Source organism: Bacillus sp. FSL W8-0770 (assembly GCF_038008705.1).
In the GTDB taxonomy this organism is placed as follows: domain Bacteria; phylum Bacillota; class Bacilli; order Bacillales; family Bacillaceae_G; genus Bacillus_A; species Bacillus_A cereus.
The window spans coordinates 594,265-614,742 of the sequence record NZ_JBBOZR010000001.1 but is presented as its reverse complement, the minus strand read 5'-3'; the positions used below and the strand labels follow the sequence as shown (position 1 = coordinate 614,742).

The following is a 20,478-nucleotide window of genomic DNA, read 5'->3' as shown; positions in this document are numbered from 1 at the left end:
ACTTCATCTTGATTGCTTTTTCTTTTCCCTTTATCCTCCTTCCTTTTCTTTGCATACCATATTAAAACAAGTTATCATAAGATGTATTACTTTATGAAAATAATGTTAGGTGGGAAATACATGTTAGAACAATTTCATATACATGCTGATTTAAAACAACAGCTTTCTACGATTCATGAAAAGAATAAACAAGAAGCTGGTGAAAATGCACATTTAATCGGAACGAAAATATATAAAGCGTCTGATAATAGCATTATTGAAGATGCGATTACAGCACTTCTTCTTGGCAAGAATATTCTATTAAAAGGACCGACTGGTAGTGGTAAAACAGTACTAGCGGAAACTCTTTCTTCTTTATTCCAAAAACCAATGCATAGCATTAACTGCTCTGTCGACTTAGATGTAGAGGGTATTTTAGGATACAACACACTACAAACGAAAGATGGTGCATCTGAAGTTTCATTCGTTAACGGTCCTCTTATGAAAGCAATGAAGAACGGTCACTTCCTATATATTGACGAAATCAATATGGCAAAACCTGAAACGTTACCACTTCTTCACGGCGCATTAGATTACCGTAAAATGATTACAAACCCATTTACACAAGAGGTTGTATACGGTGATGACGAATACCGTGTAATTGCTGCGATTAACGAAGGTTACGTTGGAACAAGTGAACTAAATGAAGCGTTAAAAAACCGTTTCGTTATTATTGAAGTTCCTTACATTCAAGGTGATACATTAAAAGAACTATTATTAGCAGAATCAAAATTAAATGATGTTGCAACAATTGAAAAGTTTGTTGCATTTGCAAGCGACCTTATGCCTTTAGCTCGCGATGGACGTGTAAGTGAAGAAGCAGCAAGTATTCGTGGTATTATCGACGCATGTGATTTAGGTGTATATATTCCTGTTATGCGAGCGATTGAACGAAGCATAATTGCAAAACTTAATGATGAAACAGAACAAATGACTGTCCGTGAATTAGCAGAAAGTTATTTCTTTGAGGGATAATTTATGAGACAAATTTTTAGTGACAAAAAAATTGATGCGTCACTGTTTCTACAAATGGAAAACTTAATGTATGCCCTTCTAAAAGAAGACGATGCCTATCTTGAATATGGCTATAAAGCATACTACGACGAAATTGAAAAGAAAGTTGTCATTAGTCACTTTTGGGATGATCGAAAAGAAGAAGATACAGTAATCGGATTAAAAAGCGAAGTGTTCTTAAAAGCACTTGGTAATAAACATTACTCGGACATGACTTTAATTCGTTCTTATGCGATTGAATTGCAAGAATCGCCCCTAAAAAAGTTTTTAACACAATTATTTGTTCTATTAGAAGATTTACGCGTTGAGGAAATCGTAAAGAACTTACGTCCTGGCACGAAGCATGTTTTTAAACGTCGAAAAGAAATGTACCGCAATTATTTCGGCTCTCAAAATGAAATAAACCGTGTTCGTAATTATCACGGTGATCGTCTATTTTGTCTATGCTATCTTTCATTAACGAGCGATAAATACGAAATGTTTAATAATGAATATTTTGAGCAAATTGAAGCGATTTTACATGAAACATTCCAAGCACGTAATACAGAAGATATTATGTATATCGTTGAGAAAATTCGCTATCGCTTAGAGGCGCTTCTTGAAAGCGATATGCTTAACAACTATTTCGGACATGCTCCACTTTACTTATCTGTCCTTGCAGACGAAAAGAACTGTCGCGTCGAAGATTTAGCAAATGATGATACGCAGCTTATAGATGACGATGAAAATAAAAACAAAATGGATGAAAGTTTCTCCACATGGCATCGTGAAAATAAAAATAACGAAAACGAGAACTTTTTACGCTTTGAATTAGAAAGCGGAACAAAAACTAATATGATGGGTGATACTGCCCGTGAATCAGAAGATGGCGACCAAGCACTTGGTTCTGTACAAGGTACCTCACAAAAAAGTACACAATCCAACTTTGATGGCGCTGATACAGAAGAAGCAAGGGCTTCACACGCTTCTAGCCAGCACGACGGTGCATACGGTAAGTATAATGTAGGTGCTTCTCATACATTTAAAGAAGCTCGCAAACCAAACTCAGATGAGAAAAAAGATTACCAAGCTATCAAATCAGTCGTCAATAAAGATGTAAAAGAATTAAAGAAAATTATCGAAAAAACAATTGAAAATAAAACGAATGCGAATAGTGATAAATATTACGGAAGACTTCGTAAGAAATTCCTTCGTATTTATACCGAAAAACAACCGCGTATGTTTTATAAAAAAGGACAAGAGTCACAAGAACTCGATGTTGCATTCCAACTATTAGTTGACTGTTCTGGTTCTATGTATAACAAAATGGAAGAAACGAAGAAGAGTGTTGTACTATTCCATGAAGCTTTAAAGTCTTTAAAAATCCCGCACGCTATTAGCGGATTTTGGGAAGATGCCTCTAGCGCTAAACCTGAAGATAAGCCGAACGTTATCCATGAAGTTGTAAATTATAAAAACTCAACGTTGCCAAACGTTGGTCCAGAAATTATGCAACTTCGTGAAGAAGAAGATAACCGCGACGGATATATTATTCGTATCGTTTCTGAAAAACTTGCCAAAAGACCTGAGAAACATAAATTCTTACTAGTCTTCACAGACGGTGAGCCTTCTGCGCTAGACTATCAACAAGACGGAATTTTAGATACGCATGAAGCTGTTAAACTCGCGCGTAAAAGTGGTATGGAAGTAATCGGTATCTTCATCGAAGAAGGCGAAGCGAAAGAAGCAACTTATCAATTGATGAAAAACATTTATAACCATCACTTCTTAGTTGCAAATCATGCTGAAGATTTACGATTGAAGATTAAACCATTGCTGAAAAAACTATTACTGAAGACGATTGAATAGAAAATAGGAGCCTTGTGGCTCCTGTTTTTTCGTTCAATTACTTTGTTTCTGGTTGAAACTTGTATGGAATGGCTACTTCTAATAAAGATTCAAATCCTCCGTCATAGTATGGGAAACGCTCATTCGCAATTGTTCGATCTACCCACTCTATTGCAGAAATTTCACCTTCATCTTCCGCAATAAGTTCCCCTTTTACTACATTCGCTCGGAATGTAAAAAATAGTGCATGATTCCCTGATTCTTCAAAGAATTTTTCATTGATCGCAACAAGCCCCCCAGCCAAGGCGGTTAAACCTGTCTCTTCTTTCACTTCTCTTATTAGTGCTTCCTCTAATATTTCACCTTTTTCCACAGCCCCACCTGGCAATGACCAAACGTTTTGTTCTACATTATGTACCATTAATATTTTATCTGTTTCTTCGTCATGTATTAGTGCGTATACGACATCAACTCTTTGCATAAGACTTCTCTCCTCCCAAAAATAATGAAGAGCCGATTCCTAAGAATCGACTCTTCCTATTAATTCATCACTAACTCAGCTGTGAGCTTTTTTTTTAACTTAGCCAGCATGTCAGTTGTCATTTTGTCTAAATCGTATTCTGCTTTAAAGCCCCACTCTTTCATTGCTGCAGTTGCGTCAATAGAGTTTGGCCAGCTATCAGCGATTGTTTGACGAGCTGAATCTACTGCATAATCCATTGTAAACGTCGGAATGTGTTTACGAATTGACGCTGCAATTTGCTCTGGCTCGAAGCTCATTGCTGTAATGTTAAATGCATTTCTATGCACTAGCTTACTTGGATCAGCTTCCATTAATGAAATGATCGCTTGTAAAGCATCAGGCATATACATCATGTCCATGTACGTTCCTTCAGCAATGTATGAGGTGTATGCACCTTTTTTAATCGCCTCATAATAAATTTCAACTGCATAATCAGTCGTTCCGCCTCCTGGAGGAGCTACGTAAGAAATTAAACCTGGGAAACGGACACCGCGCGTATCTACGCCAAATTTTTGATGATAATAATCACATAGTAATTCTCCTGCCACTTTGTTTACCCCATACATCGTAGTAGGACGCTGAATTGTATCTTGCGGTGTATTATCTTTTGGCGTCGATGGACCGAATGCACCGATAGAACTTGGCGTGAAGAACTTACAGTTTAATTCACGAGCTGCTTCTAATGCATTTACAAGTCCGCCCATATTTAAGTTCCATGCGAATAACGGATTTTTTTCTGCTGTTGCTGAAAGTAAAGCTGCTAAATGAATAATTGTATCTACTTCATTACGCTTTGCGATATCATGTAGTTTTTGTCCATCTGTTACATCTAACGTTTCAAATGGACCAGACGTTACTACTTCACTATCTGTTTCACGAATATCTGTTGCAATAACATTTGATGCGCCGTATACATCACGAAGTTTCATTACTAGTTCAGAACCAATTTGCCCTAAAGAACCGGTTACTAGAATTTTTTTCATTTTCCCCACTCCTCATTTGCAAGCTATTCAAAAGATGTCGTTACTTAAATGATGCCCATTTCTTTTCCTACTTTTTCATACTTAAGAATTGCTTCATCTAACATTTCTTTCGTATGAGCTGCTGTAGGCATATTACGAACGCGCCCTGTTCCTTTTGCTACAGTTGGGAACACGATAGATTTTGCGTATACACCTTCTTCATTTAGACGTTTACTAAATTCTTGTGTTAATACTTCGTCCCCAATGATACAAGGTGTAATTGGCGTTTCACTTTCCCCAATGTTAAAGCCAAGTTCTTTTAATCCTTGTTTTAAGTAGCGACCATTTTCCCATAAGCGATCGTGTAACTCTGTGCTTTCCATTAAGATTTCAATTGATCTCATGCAAGCTGCTGCATCAGCTGGTGTTAATGCTGTAGAGAATAAGAATGGACGTGAACGAACTTTTAACCAGTCAATTAAATTTTGTTTCCCTGCTACATATCCACCAATTACCCCAATTGCTTTTGATAATGTACCAATTTGGAAATCAACTTTATCAGAAAGACCGAAGTGCTTTACAGTTCCTGCACCTTTTCCAAGTACACCTGAACCGTGTGCATCATCTACGTATGTCATTAAATCTAACTCTTCTGCAATCTCAACAATTTCTGGTAGTTTTGCAACATCTCCATCCATTGAAAAGACACCGTCTGTAATTACCATTAATTTATTGTAAAGACCTGATTCTTTCGCCGCAATTGCTTTTTGGCGTAAATCTTCCATATCCGAATGTTTATAAACAATAATTTTTGCTTTTGATAGACGACTACCATCAATAATAGAAGCATGGTTTAATTCGTCTGAAAGAATTGCATCATTTTTATCCATAACGGCTGAAATCGCTGCCATATTACAGTTAAATCCTGATTGATAAGCAATTGCTGCTTCTGTATGTTTAAACTTTGCAATTGTTTCTTCTAACTTAATATGCAAATCTAAAGTACCGTTAATTGTACGAACAGCCCCTGCTCCAACACCGTACTTATGAATAGCACCAATTGCTGCTTCTTGCAAACGACTATCTGTTGCTAATCCAAGATAGTTGTTTGAAGATAAGTTAATATATTCTTTTCCGCCAATTGTAATGATCGGTCCATTTGAACTCTCAAGCGGATCAATTACGTTATAAAGCCCCTTTGATTTTAAATCCTCTAAATTTTCTTCTAAAAATTTCGCAAGTGTTTTACTAGACATCGTGAAGCCTCCCATCGTTCATGTAAGCGGATTATTGTCTTAATAGTTCTAATAATCCCTCTACTAGCTTAACACGTTTTCAGAATTTATTATAGAAAAATAGTTTAAAGTAACCGCTTACAATTTTAGATTATATATGATTCATTACAATAAATCTATTATTTACTTTTCATATTTGATAGAATTAAAAAAATATTTCGGGAGGTTTCAAACATGGCATTTACAGAATCTGATGTATACAATAACACAGCATTTTTCGAACAATATATGAAACGAAGATACCGAGAAAATAGCCCAAATGAATCCATTGAAAAACCAATATTCTTTCAGCTCATTGGTCATGTACGAGGAAAACAAATTCTCGATTTAGGCTGTGGTGATGCTAAGTTTGGCGCGGAATTATTAGAAAAGGGATGCTACTCTTACACCGGCATTGAAGGCTCCGAACTTATGTATGAAAAAGCTAAAAAACAACTAGAAAATAAAAATGGAACTGTTCATTTTTTAAACCTCAAAGATTATACCTACCCCTCTTCCACTTTTGATTTAGTAACATCTAGACTCGCCTTACATTATATTGAACATCTTGATACCATTTTTCAAAATGTGTTTCAAACTTTAAAAACAAATGGCACCTTTACCTTTAGCGTTCAACATCCCGTTATTACTTCTTCGTTTGAAAGCTTACAAACAAGTGGTAAAAGAACGAGTTGGCTCGTCGATGATTACTTTAAACTAGGCAAACGGGTTGAACCATGGATTGACCAAGAAGTTATTAAATATCATCGTACAACGGAAGATTATTTTACATTATTACAGCAAGCCGGATTTACCATTACATCATTAAAAGAAGCTACACCAAATCCAACCTATTTTCAAGATGAAGAAGAGTATAAACGTCGCTTACGTATTCCTCTCTTCCTCTTATTTTCTTGTACCAAATAAAAAAACGATGAATCACTCATCGTTTTTTTATCTCATTGCCTGAGCAACTTCTTTAACTACACGTCTTCCTCTTCCGTGAGGTATACAAAGCGGTGTTCCAAATAACGGATCCGTACTAATTTGACACTCCATTCGGAATACATCACGTACTAGTTTCTCATCTACCACTTCTTCAGGTTTACCTTGTGCATATATTTGTTTATCTTGAATGGCTACAATGTTATCTGCATAGCGACATGCTAAATTTAAATCGTGTAATACCATAACAATTGTTCTTTGTTCTGTTTCATTTAATTCGAATAATAAATCTAGCACTTCAATTTGGTGAGTCATATCTAAATATGTAGTAGGCTCATCCAGTAAAATAATATCTGTATCTTGTGCAAGCGTCATTGCAATCCAAGCACGTTGTCGTTGTCCACCTGAAAGAGCATGCACATCACGCTCAGCAAATTCTGTCATACCTGTTGCTGCAAGTGCCTTCTGTACCATTTCCTCATCTTTTTCTGACCACTGTTTCAGCCATGTTTGATATGGATAGCGTCCTTGTTTTACAAGTTGCAATACTGTAAGCCCTTCAGGTGCTTGCGGTCCTTGCGGTAAAATTGCCATTTGACGAGCAATTTGCTTCGTTTGCATACTTTGAATAGCTTGATTATCTAACAAAATGTCACCAGTTGTTGGCTTTAATAATCTAGCTAGTGAACGTAATAAAGTTGATTTCCCGCAACCGTTGGAACCGATAAAGATTGTAATTTCACCTTTTGGAATTTCTAAATTCAACTCATCGATAATAATTGTTTCACCATAAGACAACGTCAAACGTTTCGTCTCCAATGCTTTTTGCATATTCATCTCCCTTTATGAATTCCGACTTTTATAAAGTAAATAAATAAAATAAGGTGCACCAATTGCTGATGTAAATACCCCTGCTGGAATTTCAAGTGGTGTGAAAACTGTACGCCCAATTAAATCTGCAGCAAGTACTAGAATTGCACCAACAATAGCTGCAACTGGGAGTAATGCACCGTATAAAGAACCAACTAGCCTTCGTGAAATATGAGGTGCCATTAAACCGACAAATCCAATTCCTCCGGCGAAGGCAACTGCTCCCCCAATTAAAGCCGTACTAAGTAATAACATGAATACGCGTGACTTCGTTAAAGGAACACCAAGTCCTACCGCAATATCATCCCCTAGCTCTTGCGCATTTAAATGTCTAGCAGCTATAAATGATATTACCGTTAAAATGAGAACCCACGGTGCAAGCACCATAACGTTTTGCCATGAAGAACCATAAACAGTACCTGTAATCCATACATTCGCTTGACTCGCTTGATAAATTGGTGCTAACAACATAAACAAAGTCGTTGCCGCTTTCGTTAATGCCCAAAACCCCACACCAATTAAAACAAGACTAATCGGCGATAACCCGTCATTTCTCCATGCAAATAAATATACAAAAAGCGCCACAATCGTTGCCCCAACAAAGGCTGCTAACGGCATATAATGAATACTTACAGTTAGCGCATTATTTTTATCACTAAATATAGCTAAAAACAATACAACTGCAACACTTGCCCCGCCCGTAATCCCGATGATATCCGGAGAAGCAAGTGGATTTCGAACGAGACCTTGTAAAATACATCCTGCTACAGCAAGCGCAATTCCTACGAGGATAGCAATTAAAATACGTGGCATACGAAACTTATTCACAACCATATTTGACATCGCATCGCCATTTCCAGTAATTGCTTGCCATACGTCATAAGGAGCAATTTTCATGTCTCCCATACCTGCGCTCGCAAAGAATAATCCTATTAAAACAACTAGTAAACTTAACAAGACGAGACAAGCTCGTTTATACATTAAAAACGAGAGCTCACCTTTTCCTATACGAAACGGAATATATTTCTTCATTTGCTAAGCCCTCTCTTACGTGCAATATAAATAAAGAATGGAGCTCCAATAAATGCTGTCATAACTCCTACTGGTACTTCTTGTGGCATAATGACATATCTTGCTGCTATATCAGCCAATATTAGTAGTATTGCACCTAACAATCCGCTATAAGGCACTCTCCATCTGTGGTCAACTCCAACAAGAAATCTCGCAAAATGCGGAGTAATAATTCCAATAAATCCAATTGGGCCAGCAACCGCAACCGAACCACCAGACAACAGTACAATAATAAGTAACACGAATGATTTCATTAAAATTGTTCGTTGTCCAAGTCCTTTCGCGACGTCTTCTCCCATCATCAATGTATTTACTTTCCCTGCCATCATAAGAGATGCAATCCATCCTATTAATAAATATGGGAATACAGATTGTAAAATTTCTAACTTTCTCCCTTGCACAGATCCAGCAAGCCAAAATAATACCTCTTCAAGTGCTTTTTCATTTAACACAAGTAATCCTTGTGTTAATGATGAAAATAACGCACTAATTGCGACCCCTGCTAACGTTAACTTAAGAGGAGTAGTTCCTTCTTTTCCTAAAGAACTAGAAGCAAATACAAGTACAGCTGCAACCGCCGCTCCTAAAAAGGCAATCCATGTGAAAGCTGATAATGATGTTACTGAAAAGATTACAATTGCTACAACTATGAAGAACGCAGCACCTGAATTTAATCCAATAAAATCTGGAGAAGCAAGTGGATTCTTAGTTAAAGTTTGCATAAGACAACCAGCAATGGCTAAACTAGCACCAACACTAGCTGCAATTAACGCCCTAGGCAGACGTACATTTTGAATAATAATATGTTCATTGGAACCGTTAAAATGGAAAAAAGCATCCAATGCTAGTTTCCAACTCGTATTTGTATACCCGAAAATAATACTTCCCCAAATACAAATAACGACTGCAATGATTCCAACAAATAATCCAATCCATTTTGCTCGATTTGTTTTTAATAACATGCAGCGTTTCCCCTTCAATGTATAATGATACGTTGTTAGTGTATTTCAACTTAATTCTCATTGTCAACGGAAATGAGAATTATTTTCACCCATATGTATTGACAATCAAAAGATAAAGGCTTAATATCATGCTTGCTATTGAAAAATATTCTCAACATGTAGGGGGTACATAATGAATTTCATGCGGAAGAAATCGTTTACAGTATTTGTATTTTTACTAGCATTTTCAATGCTTTTAAGCGCTTGTGGAAAATCAAATAACAAAGAAGAATCTACAAAAGAAGATAATAAAAAAGAAGTGGTTACTGTAGAACATGCAATGGGTAAAACAGAAGTTCCTGCTAATCCAAAACGTGTAGTTATCTTAACAAATGAAGGAACTGAAGCTTTACTTGAATTAGGTGTGAAACCAGTTGGTGCTGTAAAGTCTTGGACTGGTGACCCATGGTATCCACATATTAAGGATAAAATGAAAGATGTAAAAGTTGTTGGTGATGAAGGACAAGTTAACGTTGAAACAATTGCTTCTTTAAAACCAGACTTAATTATCGGTAATAAAATGCGCCACGAAAAAGTGTACGAACAACTAAAAGCAATTGCACCTACTGTGTTCTCAGAAACATTACGTGGTGAATGGAAAGATAACTTCAAATTTTATGCAAAAGCATTAAATAAAGAAAAAGAAGGTCAAAAAGTTGTAGCTGATTACGAATCACGTATAAAAGATTTAAAAGGCAAACTTGGCGATAAAGTAAACCAAGAAATCTCTATGGTTCGTTTCATGCCTGGTGATGTTCGTATTTATCATGGCGATACATTCTCTGGTGTTATTTTAAAAGAACTTGGATTTAAACGTCCTGGAGATCAAAATAAAGATGATTTTGCAGAGCGTAACGTATCTAAAGAGCGTATTTCTGCTATGGATGGTGACGTATTATTCTACTTCACATTCGATAAAGGAAATGAGAAAAAAGGATCTGAACTAGAAAAAGAGTATATAAACGATCCTCTATTTAAAAATTTAAATGCAGTAAAAAATGGTAAAGCATACAAAGTTGATGACGTTATTTGGAATACAGCTGGTGGCGTAATGGCCGCTAACCTACTATTAGATGACATCGAAAAACGCTTTGTTAAATAATATTTCCTTAACCAGCTCCCTTCTGTGGAGCTGGTTATTTTTCAATTCACTTAAATGTCACATTATTTCGTTTTGTATTTTTATTCCCAATATGTTATATTGAGAAAGTAAATAGAATATATTTTCTTTATATCAGAATAAATGTTTTAATCTAAATTTTCTGATTAATCACTATTTTATTTTCTTTTAGAATTCAATTATTACATTTGAAAACGCTTATCATCTCGTTTTCAGGGCAAAATACAGTAACGGTCGAAGAAAAATAGAACTTTTTTAGAAATTTTCTTTCTATTTCCATATAATTCTATTGACTTCTAAATATTTTGTAAATTAAAATGATTACATAAATATCCGTTATACAGGATTAGGGGGAAACAAAAATGGATGCAGCTTTAAAATTAGACAAAGCTGGAGAGCAACAATCACCAAAAAAACATCCACCAGGGTTATACTTGTTGTTCTTTACAGAAGCATGGGAAAGATTTAGTTATTACGGAATGCGTGGCTTATTAGTTCTTTATTTAACAACGAGCTTAGTAAGCGGCGGTTTAGGATTTGATAAAGCAGTTGCAGTTCAAATTTACGGTATTTTCACAATGTTAGTATACTTCACACCTATTATTGGTGGTTGGTTAACTGACCATTTCATTACGAAGCGACATGCCATTACTATTGGTGGTATCATCATGGCAATTGGTAACTTTGTATTATTCTCAATGAACACAAAAACTGGACTTTTCTTAGGATTAGGATTATTAGTTATTGGTAACGGATTCTTCAAACCAAATATTTCGACTTTATTAGGTCAATTATATAGCGACAACGATTCTCGTCGTGATAGTGCCTTCACTATCTTCTACATGGGGATTAACTTAGGAGCTCTTATCGCTCCATTCATTTGCGGTTACTTCGCAGATTATAGATACGGTTTCTTAACAGCTTGTATCGGTATGATTATTGGGCAGCTTGCCTTTAATTTCTTAGCACCTCGTTACTTAGGGTCTATCGGAACAACTGTTGTAGGTAAACAATCTAAAGAAAAAAATGCAAAAGCAATTGAGAAAAAACCTTTAACAACACAAGAGAAAAAACGTACTGCTGCAATTTTAATTTTAACTTGTTTCGTAGTATTCTTCTGGGCAGGATTTGAGCAAGCTGGTAGTTCTTTAACACTTTACACAGATAAGTTCGTAGATCGTACAATTGGTGGATTTACAATTCCAACACCTTGGTTCCAATCTGTAAACCCACTATTCATTATCTTACTAGCATTACCTGTTTCTGCGTTATGGATTAAGCTTTCAAAAACAAAAAATGGCGATTTGAAAATCCCAACAAAAATGGCATTAGGCATGATTTTACTAGGGATTGGATATTTAGTTCTAACTTTAGCTGTTTTAAAAACTGGTAGCGATGAAGGTAACATTACAATGAAAGCAAACTTACTATTCATTGTATTCACTTACATGTTTCACACAATCGGTGAGTTATTCTTATCACCAATCGGATTATCTATGGTAAGTGCAATTGCTCCTGTTAAATTAGCATCATTATTAATGGGTGTATGGTTAGCTGGTACTGGCTTCGCAAACTTATTAGCAGGACAATTAGCCGCTTTCACTCAATCTTTAGGATATTTAGAAGTATTCGCAAGCATCGGTATTATCGTAATTGTACTGGGATTAGTACTTCTTATGTTCTCTAAGAAAATTGCACATATGATGGAATAACAAAAAGACGCTTCTAAAATTAGAAGCGTCTTTTTTATTACTTCTCCTCTAAAGCTGTCACGTCCACATGAACGCTCTCACCAGGATTAGATACATCATACACTTGAGCACTCCCCTTCTGCTCATCACAGCTCTCAATCCATACTGGTACGCCCTCATATGTAACGTCAATTCTACTTGAAGAAGATAAGATTTGTTTCACACGTTTCACATCCATACTACTATCCCTCCTTTTGCTTACTACACTCCTTTTTATTTTTTCTTTTCCTTTTAGAATATATTCCGTCAGGCAGCATGTTGATTGATAGTCATTTCTTCCTAACATGCTAATATTTACTCTCTCGCTACCTTTCTGACAAATAAAAAAAGACGTATATTCTACACGTCTTTTTCCATAATATTCAAATTTTAAGAAAATAATGTTTTTACTACCGCACTTACTTTATCATTATGGATTTGATAATACACTTCTAATCCTCGTCTTTCAAAGCGTACTACTTTATTTTGCTTTAACTTCGTTAAATGTTGTGAAACAGTTGATTGTGGAATTTCTAATACTTCCTGTAGCTGTGTTACATTACATGTTCCTCTTTGCATAAGTTCCATTACTAGACGTAGACGAAGTGGGTGAGCTAACGCTCTTAACATTTGTACATCTTCTTCTGAAATACGACATTCGAATTGATTTTGGCTCATAAAGTTCCCCTCATTTTCGTTTTTATTTGCGTTTTTATGTTCTTTTTATTTATTTATATATCTGTTCTTATATTTCCTGTTACGACATAACTTTATCAACCTATAAAGCCGAAAATTTTTTCCATCTTTATCAGCAAAAATTCAGGAAAAAATCCTTGCTGATTTTGAATATTATACTATATGATATAACGAAAAAGCAAAATAATGGCCTACGAATACTTTGCTTGCAAACGTTGTTTTATCAGGCTTTTTGTTATATTTTCACCTCATTGAAATGCACAGTAACGGTATTGTAAAATACCGTCTATAATTGATAACCTATCGTAATGTAGTTGAACTATAATTAACCTCTTTGTTACGCTAAAAGGAATTTTCAGTAAAAAGAGATGATGTGATATTAAAAATTTGTTTCTTATTTTTTATTCGTATTGCAAGCGGTTGGATTGTTGTGCAAAACTTCCTATTAAATCCACTCACCGTTCCCCCCACTAGATCAAACAGGACAGATAATTGCATATATCAAACTTTATACTTAATATAAAAGACTTCATCTAATATACACCTATAAGGAACATGCCATCTGAATAAGCAAAATAATATGCACATAGTTTATACAGCGCACTTAAATTCATTTGAGTGTGTTTTTTGTCTACTTTATGAACAAAGCTTTTCTTTTAACACTATTATGGAATAATTATACTTTTTTACGTTGACAATAGTGTTGAAGGAGAATATACTAAGCATGTAAGTTGATTGTGAATTGTTTCACAAATAATGTGAATTTCTTCACATATAATAGATAGGAGTTGTCATTATTATGAGTACTTGGACACAAATTTATGACCCGTTAAACAATATTTGGTTATCTGCACTAATCGCAGCACTTCCAATCTTTTGTTTCATCATTTGTTTAATGGGATTCAAAATGAAAAGTTACATGGCTGGTCTTTATAGTGTGATTGTCGCTATTATCCTTGCAATATTTGTTTATAAAATGCCAGCAACAGTAGCTGTAGCATCTGCCGGATTCGGTGTTTTATCTGGATTTTATCCAATTTGTACTATCGTTATCGCCGCAATTTTCCTTTACAAATTAACTGTTAAAACAGAGCAATTCAATATTATTCGCGATAGTATTTCAAGCATTACAAATGATCAACGTTTACAAGTATTATTAATCGCTTATTCTTTCGGTGCTTTCTTAGAAGGCGCAGCTGGTCTAGGGGTTCCAGTTGCTATTACAGCTGCACTACTTGTAGGTATGGGCTTTAATCCATTAAAAGCAGCAGGTATTTGTTTAGTAGCTAATATTGCTGGTGGTGCTATGGGTGCTATGGGTATTCCAGTTACAGTACCAGCACAATTAACTCAACTTGACGCATTAACTATTGGTCGTCAAACTGTTCTTATTTTACCTTTCATTAGTGTTATCTTACCTTTCTTACTTGTTTCAATGGTCGATGGAATTAAAGGTATTAAAGAAACTTGGCAAGGTATTCTTGTAAGTGGTGTTTCTTTCGCTATTACTCAATTCGCTGTAACTTACTTCTTAGGCGCAGAACTTACTAATATTTTTGCAGCCGTTGTAAGTATGATTGCTCTTGCATTATTCTTACGTGTTTGGCAACCAAAATCTTCTACTAAAGAAGAAAAACAAGAAACTAAAGTATCACATACATTCAATCAAATTTTATATGCTTGGTCTCCATTCGTATTCTTAACTGCATTTGTAACAATCTTTAACTTAAAACCGATTAAAGCTTTATTTGCTCCAGATGGTGCGTTAGCAAACTTAGTATTTAACATTCAGTTCCCTGGTCTTCATAATGCTGTTATGAAAACTACACCAATTACAAAAGCTGATACACCTTTCGCAGCTGTTTTCAAATTTGATGTATTCTCTTCTACAACTACTGCGATTGTACTAGCAATTATCGTTTCACTTATCGTTTACCGCGTAAAAGGTAAAATGGTTAAAGAATTAATGATTGAAACAATGAAAGAATTAAAAGCCCCAGTATATACAATTTGTAGCGTTATCGCATTAGCTTACGTAGAGAACTACTCTGGTATGTCATCTACACTTGGACTTGCATTCTCTTCTACTGGTAATGCATTCCCAATTCTTTCTCCAATCTTAGGATGGATTGGCGTATTCATTACAGGTTCAGTAGTTTCAAGTGGTTCTTTATTCGCACCACTTCAAGCAGTAACAGCAGACCAGTTAAACATCGTCCCTTCTACACTCGTTGCCTTAAACGTAGTAGGTGGTACAATGGCAAAAATGGTTTCACCACAATCTGTAGCAGTTGCTTGTGCCGCAGTTGGACTAGTTGGTAAAGAATCTGCTCTATTTAAAACAGCAATGAAATACAGTTTAATCTTCTTAGCTGTTATTAGCTTACTTCAATTAAACGCTGTATTTAATATCTTTTAAAAATAAAACACCGATCCAAATGGATCGGTGTTTTTCACATTACATTTTTTTATTTTTTAATAAAGAAGCTCCAGCAATTTCAGGGTGAGTCATTTCGAATGGATCTAAAATAATATCCAATTCCTCTTCTGTCAGTACACCATGCTCTAAACATAACTCCCTAACAGATTTTCCTGTTTCAATCGCTTCACGTGCAATACGAGATGCTGCTTCATAACCAATATGAGGATTAACTGCTGTAATAATTCCAACACTTTTCTCAACATATTGCTTCAGCAATTCTTCATTTGCTGTAATTCCTTCAATACAATATTCACGGAATACACGGAATCCATTATTCATAATACTTATAGATTGAATTAAATTAAATACAAGCACAGGCTCCATTACGTTTAACTCTAATTGTCCTGCTTCTGATGCTAAGCAAATTGTATGATCGTTTCCGATTACTTGGAATGCGACTTGGTTAATCACTTCTGCCATAACTGGATTTACTTTACCTGGCATAATCGATGAACCCGGCTGACGTGCTGGCAATTGAATTTCAGCCAACCCAACACGTGGCCCAGACGCCATAATACGAAGATCGTTTGCAATTTTAGACATGTTCATCATACATACTTTAAGTGCTGCAGATACTTCTGTGTATGCATCTGTATTTTGCGTTGCATCAACTAAATGCTCTGCACCAACAAGTGGGAACCCACTAAACGTTCTTAAATGTTTTACCACCTGTTCAATATACGTAGGATTTGCATTTAATCCTGTACCAACAGCTGTCGCCCCCATATTCACTTCATATAAATGTTGACGAGACTGTTTAATTCTTTTTATATCACGCGCAAGCACTCGGCTATACGCTTCAAATTCTTGTCCAAGGCGAATTGGAACTGCATCTTGTAAATGTGTGCGTCCCATTTTAATAACGTGATCAAACTCTTTTGCTTTTTTACGAAAAGCAGAATGAAGTTCTTCCATTGTAATAAGAAGCTTTTCTAACATCATAAGAGTTGCAATATGAATTCCTGTCGGAAACGCATCGTTCGTTGATTGGGCCATGTTCACATGAGTGTTTGGGCTAATTTTCGCATACGCCCCTTTTTCATATCCCATACGTTCTAACGCTCTATTCGCAATTACTTCATTTGTATTCATATTAATAGAAGTTCCGGCTCCGCCTTGAATAGGGTCTACGATAAATTGATCATGAAACTTTCCATCAACAATTTCTTGCGCTGCTTCTGCAATTTCATGTCCAATGTCTTTAGCTAAGTAACCAGTATCTATATTCGCAAGCGCCGCCGCTTTTTTCACAATTGCCATTGCTGTAATGAGTGATGGATGAATGCGATATCCTGTAATTGGGAAGTTTTCTACGGCACGTAATGTTTGTACACCATAATAAGCTGCACTTGGTACTTCTTTTTCACCTAAAAAATCTTTTTCTATACGTATATCCTTCGTTGCTATCATTTTTATCACCTATACTTTTTCATTCTAAATCCTTATCCAAAAAATCCGCCCTCGAAAAACACGAGTATCATTCAGAAGAATTTTTCAGTATCCACCTTCACTATATAGTACCTTTTTTGAAAGCGCAAACATTTATTTTTCTGCATATCCTTTTTATTAAAGTTTATAGAAAATCATTCTTCTACTTTCCTTATTTCCACTCGTTTAATTTGATGCATATCCTTTTCAAGGACTTTAAAATAAAAACCGTATTTCTCAATAACATCTCCTTCAGCAACGATTTGTTTTTGTACCATAATCCAGCCACCAATTGTATCTACATCATCAGCAATTAAATGTATGCCAAGCAAATCATTTACTTCACTAATAAGCACTTTTCCCTCTACGATTTTATAACCTTCACTTACATGCTCTATAGGTGGATTCTCATCTTCATCGTATTCATCTCGAATTTCTCCAACAATTTCTTCTAAAATATCTTCTAGTGTAACAATCCCTGCTGTACCACCATATTCATCATACAATACAGCTAATGGAATGTGTTTTCTTTGCATTTGTAATAGTAAATCATGAATTGGAATATTTTCTAGCACTTCAATAACGGGCCTTGTATATGACATAATCGAGCACTCCTCGTCCCGACTACCATCCATATAACGAATAAATAAATCTTTTACATTAACCATCCCAATAATTTCATCTTTATCTTCACCAAATACAGGATATCTCGTGTACTTTTCTTGCGCGATTACTTTAATATGTGTTTCAAATGGTTCGTCCTCATATAAGCCTACAACTTCCGTACGAGGTACCATAATTTCTTTTGCTACTCTATTATCAAATTCAAAAATATTATTTACATATTTAAATTCCCTTTGGTTAATCTCTCCGCTCTCATAGCTCTCAGATAAGATTAACCTTAATTCTTCTTCTGAATGAGCTACTTCATGTTCAGAAGCTGGATGTAATCCGAATAAACCAGTTACAACCCTCGCTGAACCATTCAAAGCCCAAATAAACGGATACATAACTCGGTAAAAATAAATAAGTGGTTTAGATAACAATAAGCTAACTTGTTCTGCTTTTTGTATAGCAAATGTCTTTGGAGCAAGTTCCCCAATGACAACATGTAAAAATGTAATTACTGCAAAGGCAATAATAAATGAAACTGTACTGGAAATTGTAGGTGAGAATTGCAATTTTAAAAACAACGGCTCGAGTAAATGTTTAATGGTTGGTTCCCCTAACCACCCGAGCCCTAAAGCAGTAATTGTAATACCTAGCTGACAGGCCGATAAATATTCATCTAAATTTGTAGTTACCTTTTTAGCGGCCAGTGCACCTCGTCTTTTTTCGCTAACGAGTTGATCAATACGACTGCTACGTACCTTAATAATTGCAAATTCAACAGCCACAAAAAATGCTGTTAACCCAATAAGAATGACTACCATCAATAATTTTAAAATATCCACATATGCTCTTTAGCTTTCTTAGCTAAAGTTACACCTCCTTTTAAAAAGAAGTTTCACTTTAGTTTCTTCAATTATTGGAAAGCAACTCTATATAAAATCCACCAATTTTCAAACCTCATACAATTCTAAAGGTAAACCATCAGGGTCTTGGAAAAAGACGAATTTCTTCCCCGTTATTTCATCAATACGGATCGGTTCGGTCTCAACACCACATTGATTTAAATGCTTCACAGCTTCTTCTATATTTGTAACAGCAAATGCTAAATGTCTAAGACCGGCTGCTTCTGGAAAACTTTTGCGCTCAGGCGGATTTGGAAATGAAAATAATTCGATTTGATACTCTTCTCCTACACATAAATCTAATTTATAAGAATCTCGTTCCTTTCTATATACTTCATTCATTTCTTTAAACCCTAATATTCTAGTATAAAAATCCTTTGACGTCTCATAATTCGAACAAATAATTGCAACGTGATGCACTCTACATATATTCATACTCTCTCTATTCCTTTCTTTACCAAAGATGCATATTCTCCCTTGAAATGAAAAACATATATAGCAGAATATCTCTTTTAGGGGGCTTACCATGAAATTCATTACTTTTTTCGTCGGATTAATTGTTGTTTTCTTGCTCGCTTATATTGCTAGCAATAATAAGAAGCATATTAAATTTAAACCAATTTTTATCATGCTTATTATACAGTTAATTTTAACCTATTTACTATTAAATACAGAAATCGGCCTCATACTTATTAGAATCATTTCCAGTTTGTTTACAAAGCTACTCGAGTATGCTGCTAATGGAATAAATTTCGTATTTGGTGGTCTTGCAAATAAAGGTGAAATGCCATTTTTCCTTACTGTATTATTACCAATCGTCTTTATTTCTGTTTTAATTGGTATATTACAACATTTCAAAATACTACCATTTTTCATTCGTTGGATCGGGTACTTTCTTAGTAAAATAAATGGTCTTGGAAAATTAGAATCTTACAACGCTATCGCCTCTGCCATTGTCGGCCAATCAGAAGTTTTTATTACAGTGAAAAAGCAATTAGCTCAAATCCCAAAACACCGTCTTTATACACTTTGTGCCTCCGCTATGTCAACCGTATCTATGTCTATCGTAGGTGCCTATATGACAATGATTGAACCTAAGTATGTAGTAACTGCACTCGTTCTCAATTTATTTAGCGGTTTTATTATCGTACTCATCATTAACCCTTACGACGTTAAAGATGACGAAGATATTTTAGAAATCAAAGGTGAAAAACAAAGCTTTTTTGAAATGCTTGGAGAATACATTCTTGATGGTTTTCGTGTAGCCATTGTTGTCGGCGCTATGCTCATCGGATTTGTTGCCTTAATTAGTTGTATTAATGACCTGTTCCTCATTATATTCGGTATTACGTTCCAACAATTAATTGGCTACGTATTTGCACCTATCGCATTCCTTATCGGTGTACCAAGTTCTGAAATTGTAGCAGCTGGCAGCATTATGGCAACGAAGCTTGTAACGAATGAATTTGTCGCAATGATGGACCTTAGTAAAATTTCTAATAGCCTTTCTCCCCGTACAGTTGGTATTATTTCTGTTTTCCTTGTATCTTTTGCCAATTTTTCTTCCATTGGTATTATTTCAGGTGCGGTAAAAGGACTAAACGAAGAACAAGGAAACGTTGTTGCGAGGTTTGGCCTTAAATTACTATATGGAGCTACTCTCGTTAGTATTTTATCTGCAATTATCGTAAGCATTATGTTGTAATTAGGTAAAATTTTATCATTTTCTTATCCCTATCTTTTGTATACAATAACGAATAGATGTCTTATAAAGTGAAACTTTAATCAGAGTGGGGCTATCCCCACTCTGATTATTAGCCTTCACCAATCGGGTATTTACGGGCAGTTATCTCCCACCTAACTTCATTGCATTCACTGGACTTTGAGGTGGGAGTTTTACTACCCGTTAATACGGGATAAATAATCAAGACATCTATTTTTTATACATGTACAATCGCTTTTATTTAGCGTAAAATATTTTT

At 35.3% G+C, this 20,478-nt stretch carries 18 protein-coding genes; 7 read left to right on the top strand and 11 right to left on the bottom strand.

Translation table 11 applies throughout. From position 1 onward, the window contains the following. Positions 1 to 120 precede the first annotated feature (120 nt). Both NST27_RS03150 and NST27_RS03145 read left to right on the top strand, forming a co-directional pair. Positions 121 to 1,014, top strand: a complete 894-nt coding sequence (locus tag NST27_RS03150) for an ATP-binding protein (RefSeq protein ID WP_000892973.1) — start codon at positions 121 to 123, stop codon at positions 1,012 to 1,014. Positions 1,015 to 1,017: 3 nt separating this feature from the next. Beyond that, a complete protein-coding gene (locus NST27_RS03145) occupies positions 1,018 to 2,901 on the top strand; it encodes a vWA domain-containing protein (RefSeq protein WP_001248851.1) in 1,884 nt (627 codons plus the stop codon). Positions 2,902 to 2,938: 37 nt separating this feature from the next. On the opposite strand, the gene NST27_RS03140 is transcribed toward NST27_RS03145, so the two are convergent. From NST27_RS03140 to NST27_RS03130, 3 genes are read right to left on the bottom strand one after another with little or no spacing between them, the layout of a single operon-like run. Next, positions 2,939 to 3,361 (bottom strand): NUDIX hydrolase, encoded by a 423-nt coding sequence (locus NST27_RS03140; protein WP_001189940.1) that lies wholly within the window; start codon positions 3,359 to 3,361, stop codon positions 2,939 to 2,941. A gap of 59 nt (positions 3,362 to 3,420) precedes the next feature. Continuing rightward, positions 3,421 to 4,386, bottom strand: coding sequence for an L-threonine 3-dehydrogenase (locus NST27_RS03135; protein WP_000723129.1), 966 nt, complete (start codon positions 4,384 to 4,386; stop codon positions 3,421 to 3,423). A 44-nt stretch (positions 4,387 to 4,430) separates the two neighbouring features. Beyond that, positions 4,431 to 5,621 carry a glycine C-acetyltransferase gene (locus NST27_RS03130; RefSeq protein WP_000095905.1) on the bottom strand — a complete coding sequence of 397 codons (1,191 nt, stop codon included), beginning with the start codon at positions 5,619 to 5,621 and terminating at the stop codon, positions 4,431 to 4,433. A gap of 213 nt (positions 5,622 to 5,834) precedes the next feature. Here NST27_RS03130 and NST27_RS03125 point away from each other — a divergent pair, with 213 nt between their 5' ends. After that, positions 5,835 to 6,566 (top strand): class I SAM-dependent DNA methyltransferase, encoded by a 732-nt coding sequence (locus tag NST27_RS03125; protein WP_000885966.1) that lies wholly within the window; start codon positions 5,835 to 5,837, stop codon positions 6,564 to 6,566. 27 nt (positions 6,567 to 6,593) lie between these two features. Here the strand turns inward: NST27_RS03125 and NST27_RS03120 are convergent, their stop codons facing one another. Genes NST27_RS03120 through NST27_RS03110 form a run of 3 tightly spaced genes read right to left on the bottom strand, consistent with a single transcriptional unit; the run spans position 6,594 to position 9,487 of the window. Beyond that, the gene (locus NST27_RS03120; protein WP_001167962.1) at positions 6,594 to 7,415 is read right to left on the bottom strand and encodes an ABC transporter ATP-binding protein; all 822 of its coding nucleotides are present in this window, start codon (positions 7,413 to 7,415) and stop codon (positions 6,594 to 6,596) included. 12 nt (positions 7,416 to 7,427) lie between these two features. Then, positions 7,428 to 8,486 (bottom strand): FecCD family ABC transporter permease, encoded by a 1,059-nt coding sequence (locus tag NST27_RS03115; protein ID WP_000760054.1) that lies wholly within the window; start codon positions 8,484 to 8,486, stop codon positions 7,428 to 7,430. After that, positions 8,483 to 9,487: a FecCD family ABC transporter permease gene (locus NST27_RS03110; protein ID WP_000925232.1), complete on the bottom strand. Its 1,005-nt coding sequence runs from the start codon at positions 9,485 to 9,487 to the stop codon at positions 8,483 to 8,485. Before NST27_RS03110 ends, NST27_RS03115 begins: the two co-directional genes overlap by 4 nt. A 172-nt stretch (positions 9,488 to 9,659) precedes the next feature. On the opposite strand from NST27_RS03110, the gene NST27_RS03105 reads away from it, so the two are divergent. Further along, the gene (locus NST27_RS03105; protein ID WP_001010274.1) at positions 9,660 to 10,628 is read left to right on the top strand and encodes an ABC transporter substrate-binding protein; all 969 of its coding nucleotides are present in this window, start codon (positions 9,660 to 9,662) and stop codon (positions 10,626 to 10,628) included. Positions 10,629 to 11,008: 380 nt separating this feature from the next. Beyond that, on the top strand, positions 11,009 to 12,358 hold the full coding sequence (locus tag NST27_RS03100) for a peptide MFS transporter (RefSeq protein ID WP_044584126.1): 1,350 nt from the start codon (positions 11,009 to 11,011) through the stop codon (positions 12,356 to 12,358). Positions 12,359 to 12,395: 37 nt separating this feature from the next. On the opposite strand, the gene NST27_RS03095 is transcribed toward NST27_RS03100, so the two are convergent. Both NST27_RS03095 and NST27_RS03090 read right to left on the bottom strand, forming a co-directional pair. Continuing rightward, a complete protein-coding gene (locus NST27_RS03095) occupies positions 12,396 to 12,575 on the bottom strand; it encodes an acid-soluble spore protein H (RefSeq protein ID WP_000382679.1) in 180 nt (59 codons plus the stop codon). 191 nt (positions 12,576 to 12,766) lie between these two features. Further along, the gene (locus tag NST27_RS03090) at positions 12,767 to 13,054 is read right to left on the bottom strand and encodes an ArsR/SmtB family transcription factor (RefSeq protein WP_000081428.1); all 288 of its coding nucleotides are present in this window, start codon (positions 13,052 to 13,054) and stop codon (positions 12,767 to 12,769) included. Positions 13,055 to 13,871: 817 nt separating this feature from the next. Here NST27_RS03090 and NST27_RS03085 point away from each other — a divergent pair. After that, positions 13,872 to 15,491, top strand: coding sequence for an L-lactate permease (locus NST27_RS03085; protein ID WP_030023043.1), 1,620 nt, complete (start codon positions 13,872 to 13,874; stop codon positions 15,489 to 15,491). Positions 15,492 to 15,530: 39 nt separating this feature from the next. On the opposite strand, the gene aspA is transcribed toward NST27_RS03085, so the two are convergent. The 3 genes from aspA to gloA2 all read right to left on the bottom strand — a co-directional run bounded on the left by aspA (position 15,531) and on the right by gloA2 (position 18,931). Beyond that, positions 15,531 to 16,964 (bottom strand): aspartate ammonia-lyase, encoded by a 1,434-nt coding sequence (aspA, locus tag NST27_RS03080; protein ID WP_000562130.1) that lies wholly within the window; start codon positions 16,962 to 16,964, stop codon positions 15,531 to 15,533. 173 nt (positions 16,965 to 17,137) lie between these two features. After that, positions 17,138 to 18,436, bottom strand: coding sequence for a hemolysin family protein (locus tag NST27_RS03075; RefSeq protein WP_047385604.1), 1,299 nt, complete (start codon positions 18,434 to 18,436; stop codon positions 17,138 to 17,140). Between the two features lie 108 nt (positions 18,437 to 18,544). Further along, positions 18,545 to 18,931, bottom strand: coding sequence for an SMU1112c/YaeR family gloxylase I-like metalloprotein (gene gloA2 / locus NST27_RS03070; protein ID WP_001017679.1), 387 nt, complete (start codon positions 18,929 to 18,931; stop codon positions 18,545 to 18,547). 91 nt (positions 18,932 to 19,022) lie between these two features. On the opposite strand from gloA2, the gene NST27_RS03065 reads away from it, so the two are divergent. After that, positions 19,023 to 20,201 (top strand): NupC/NupG family nucleoside CNT transporter, encoded by a 1,179-nt coding sequence (locus NST27_RS03065; RefSeq protein WP_000668870.1) that lies wholly within the window; start codon positions 19,023 to 19,025, stop codon positions 20,199 to 20,201. Positions 20,202 to 20,478 lie beyond the last annotated feature (277 nt).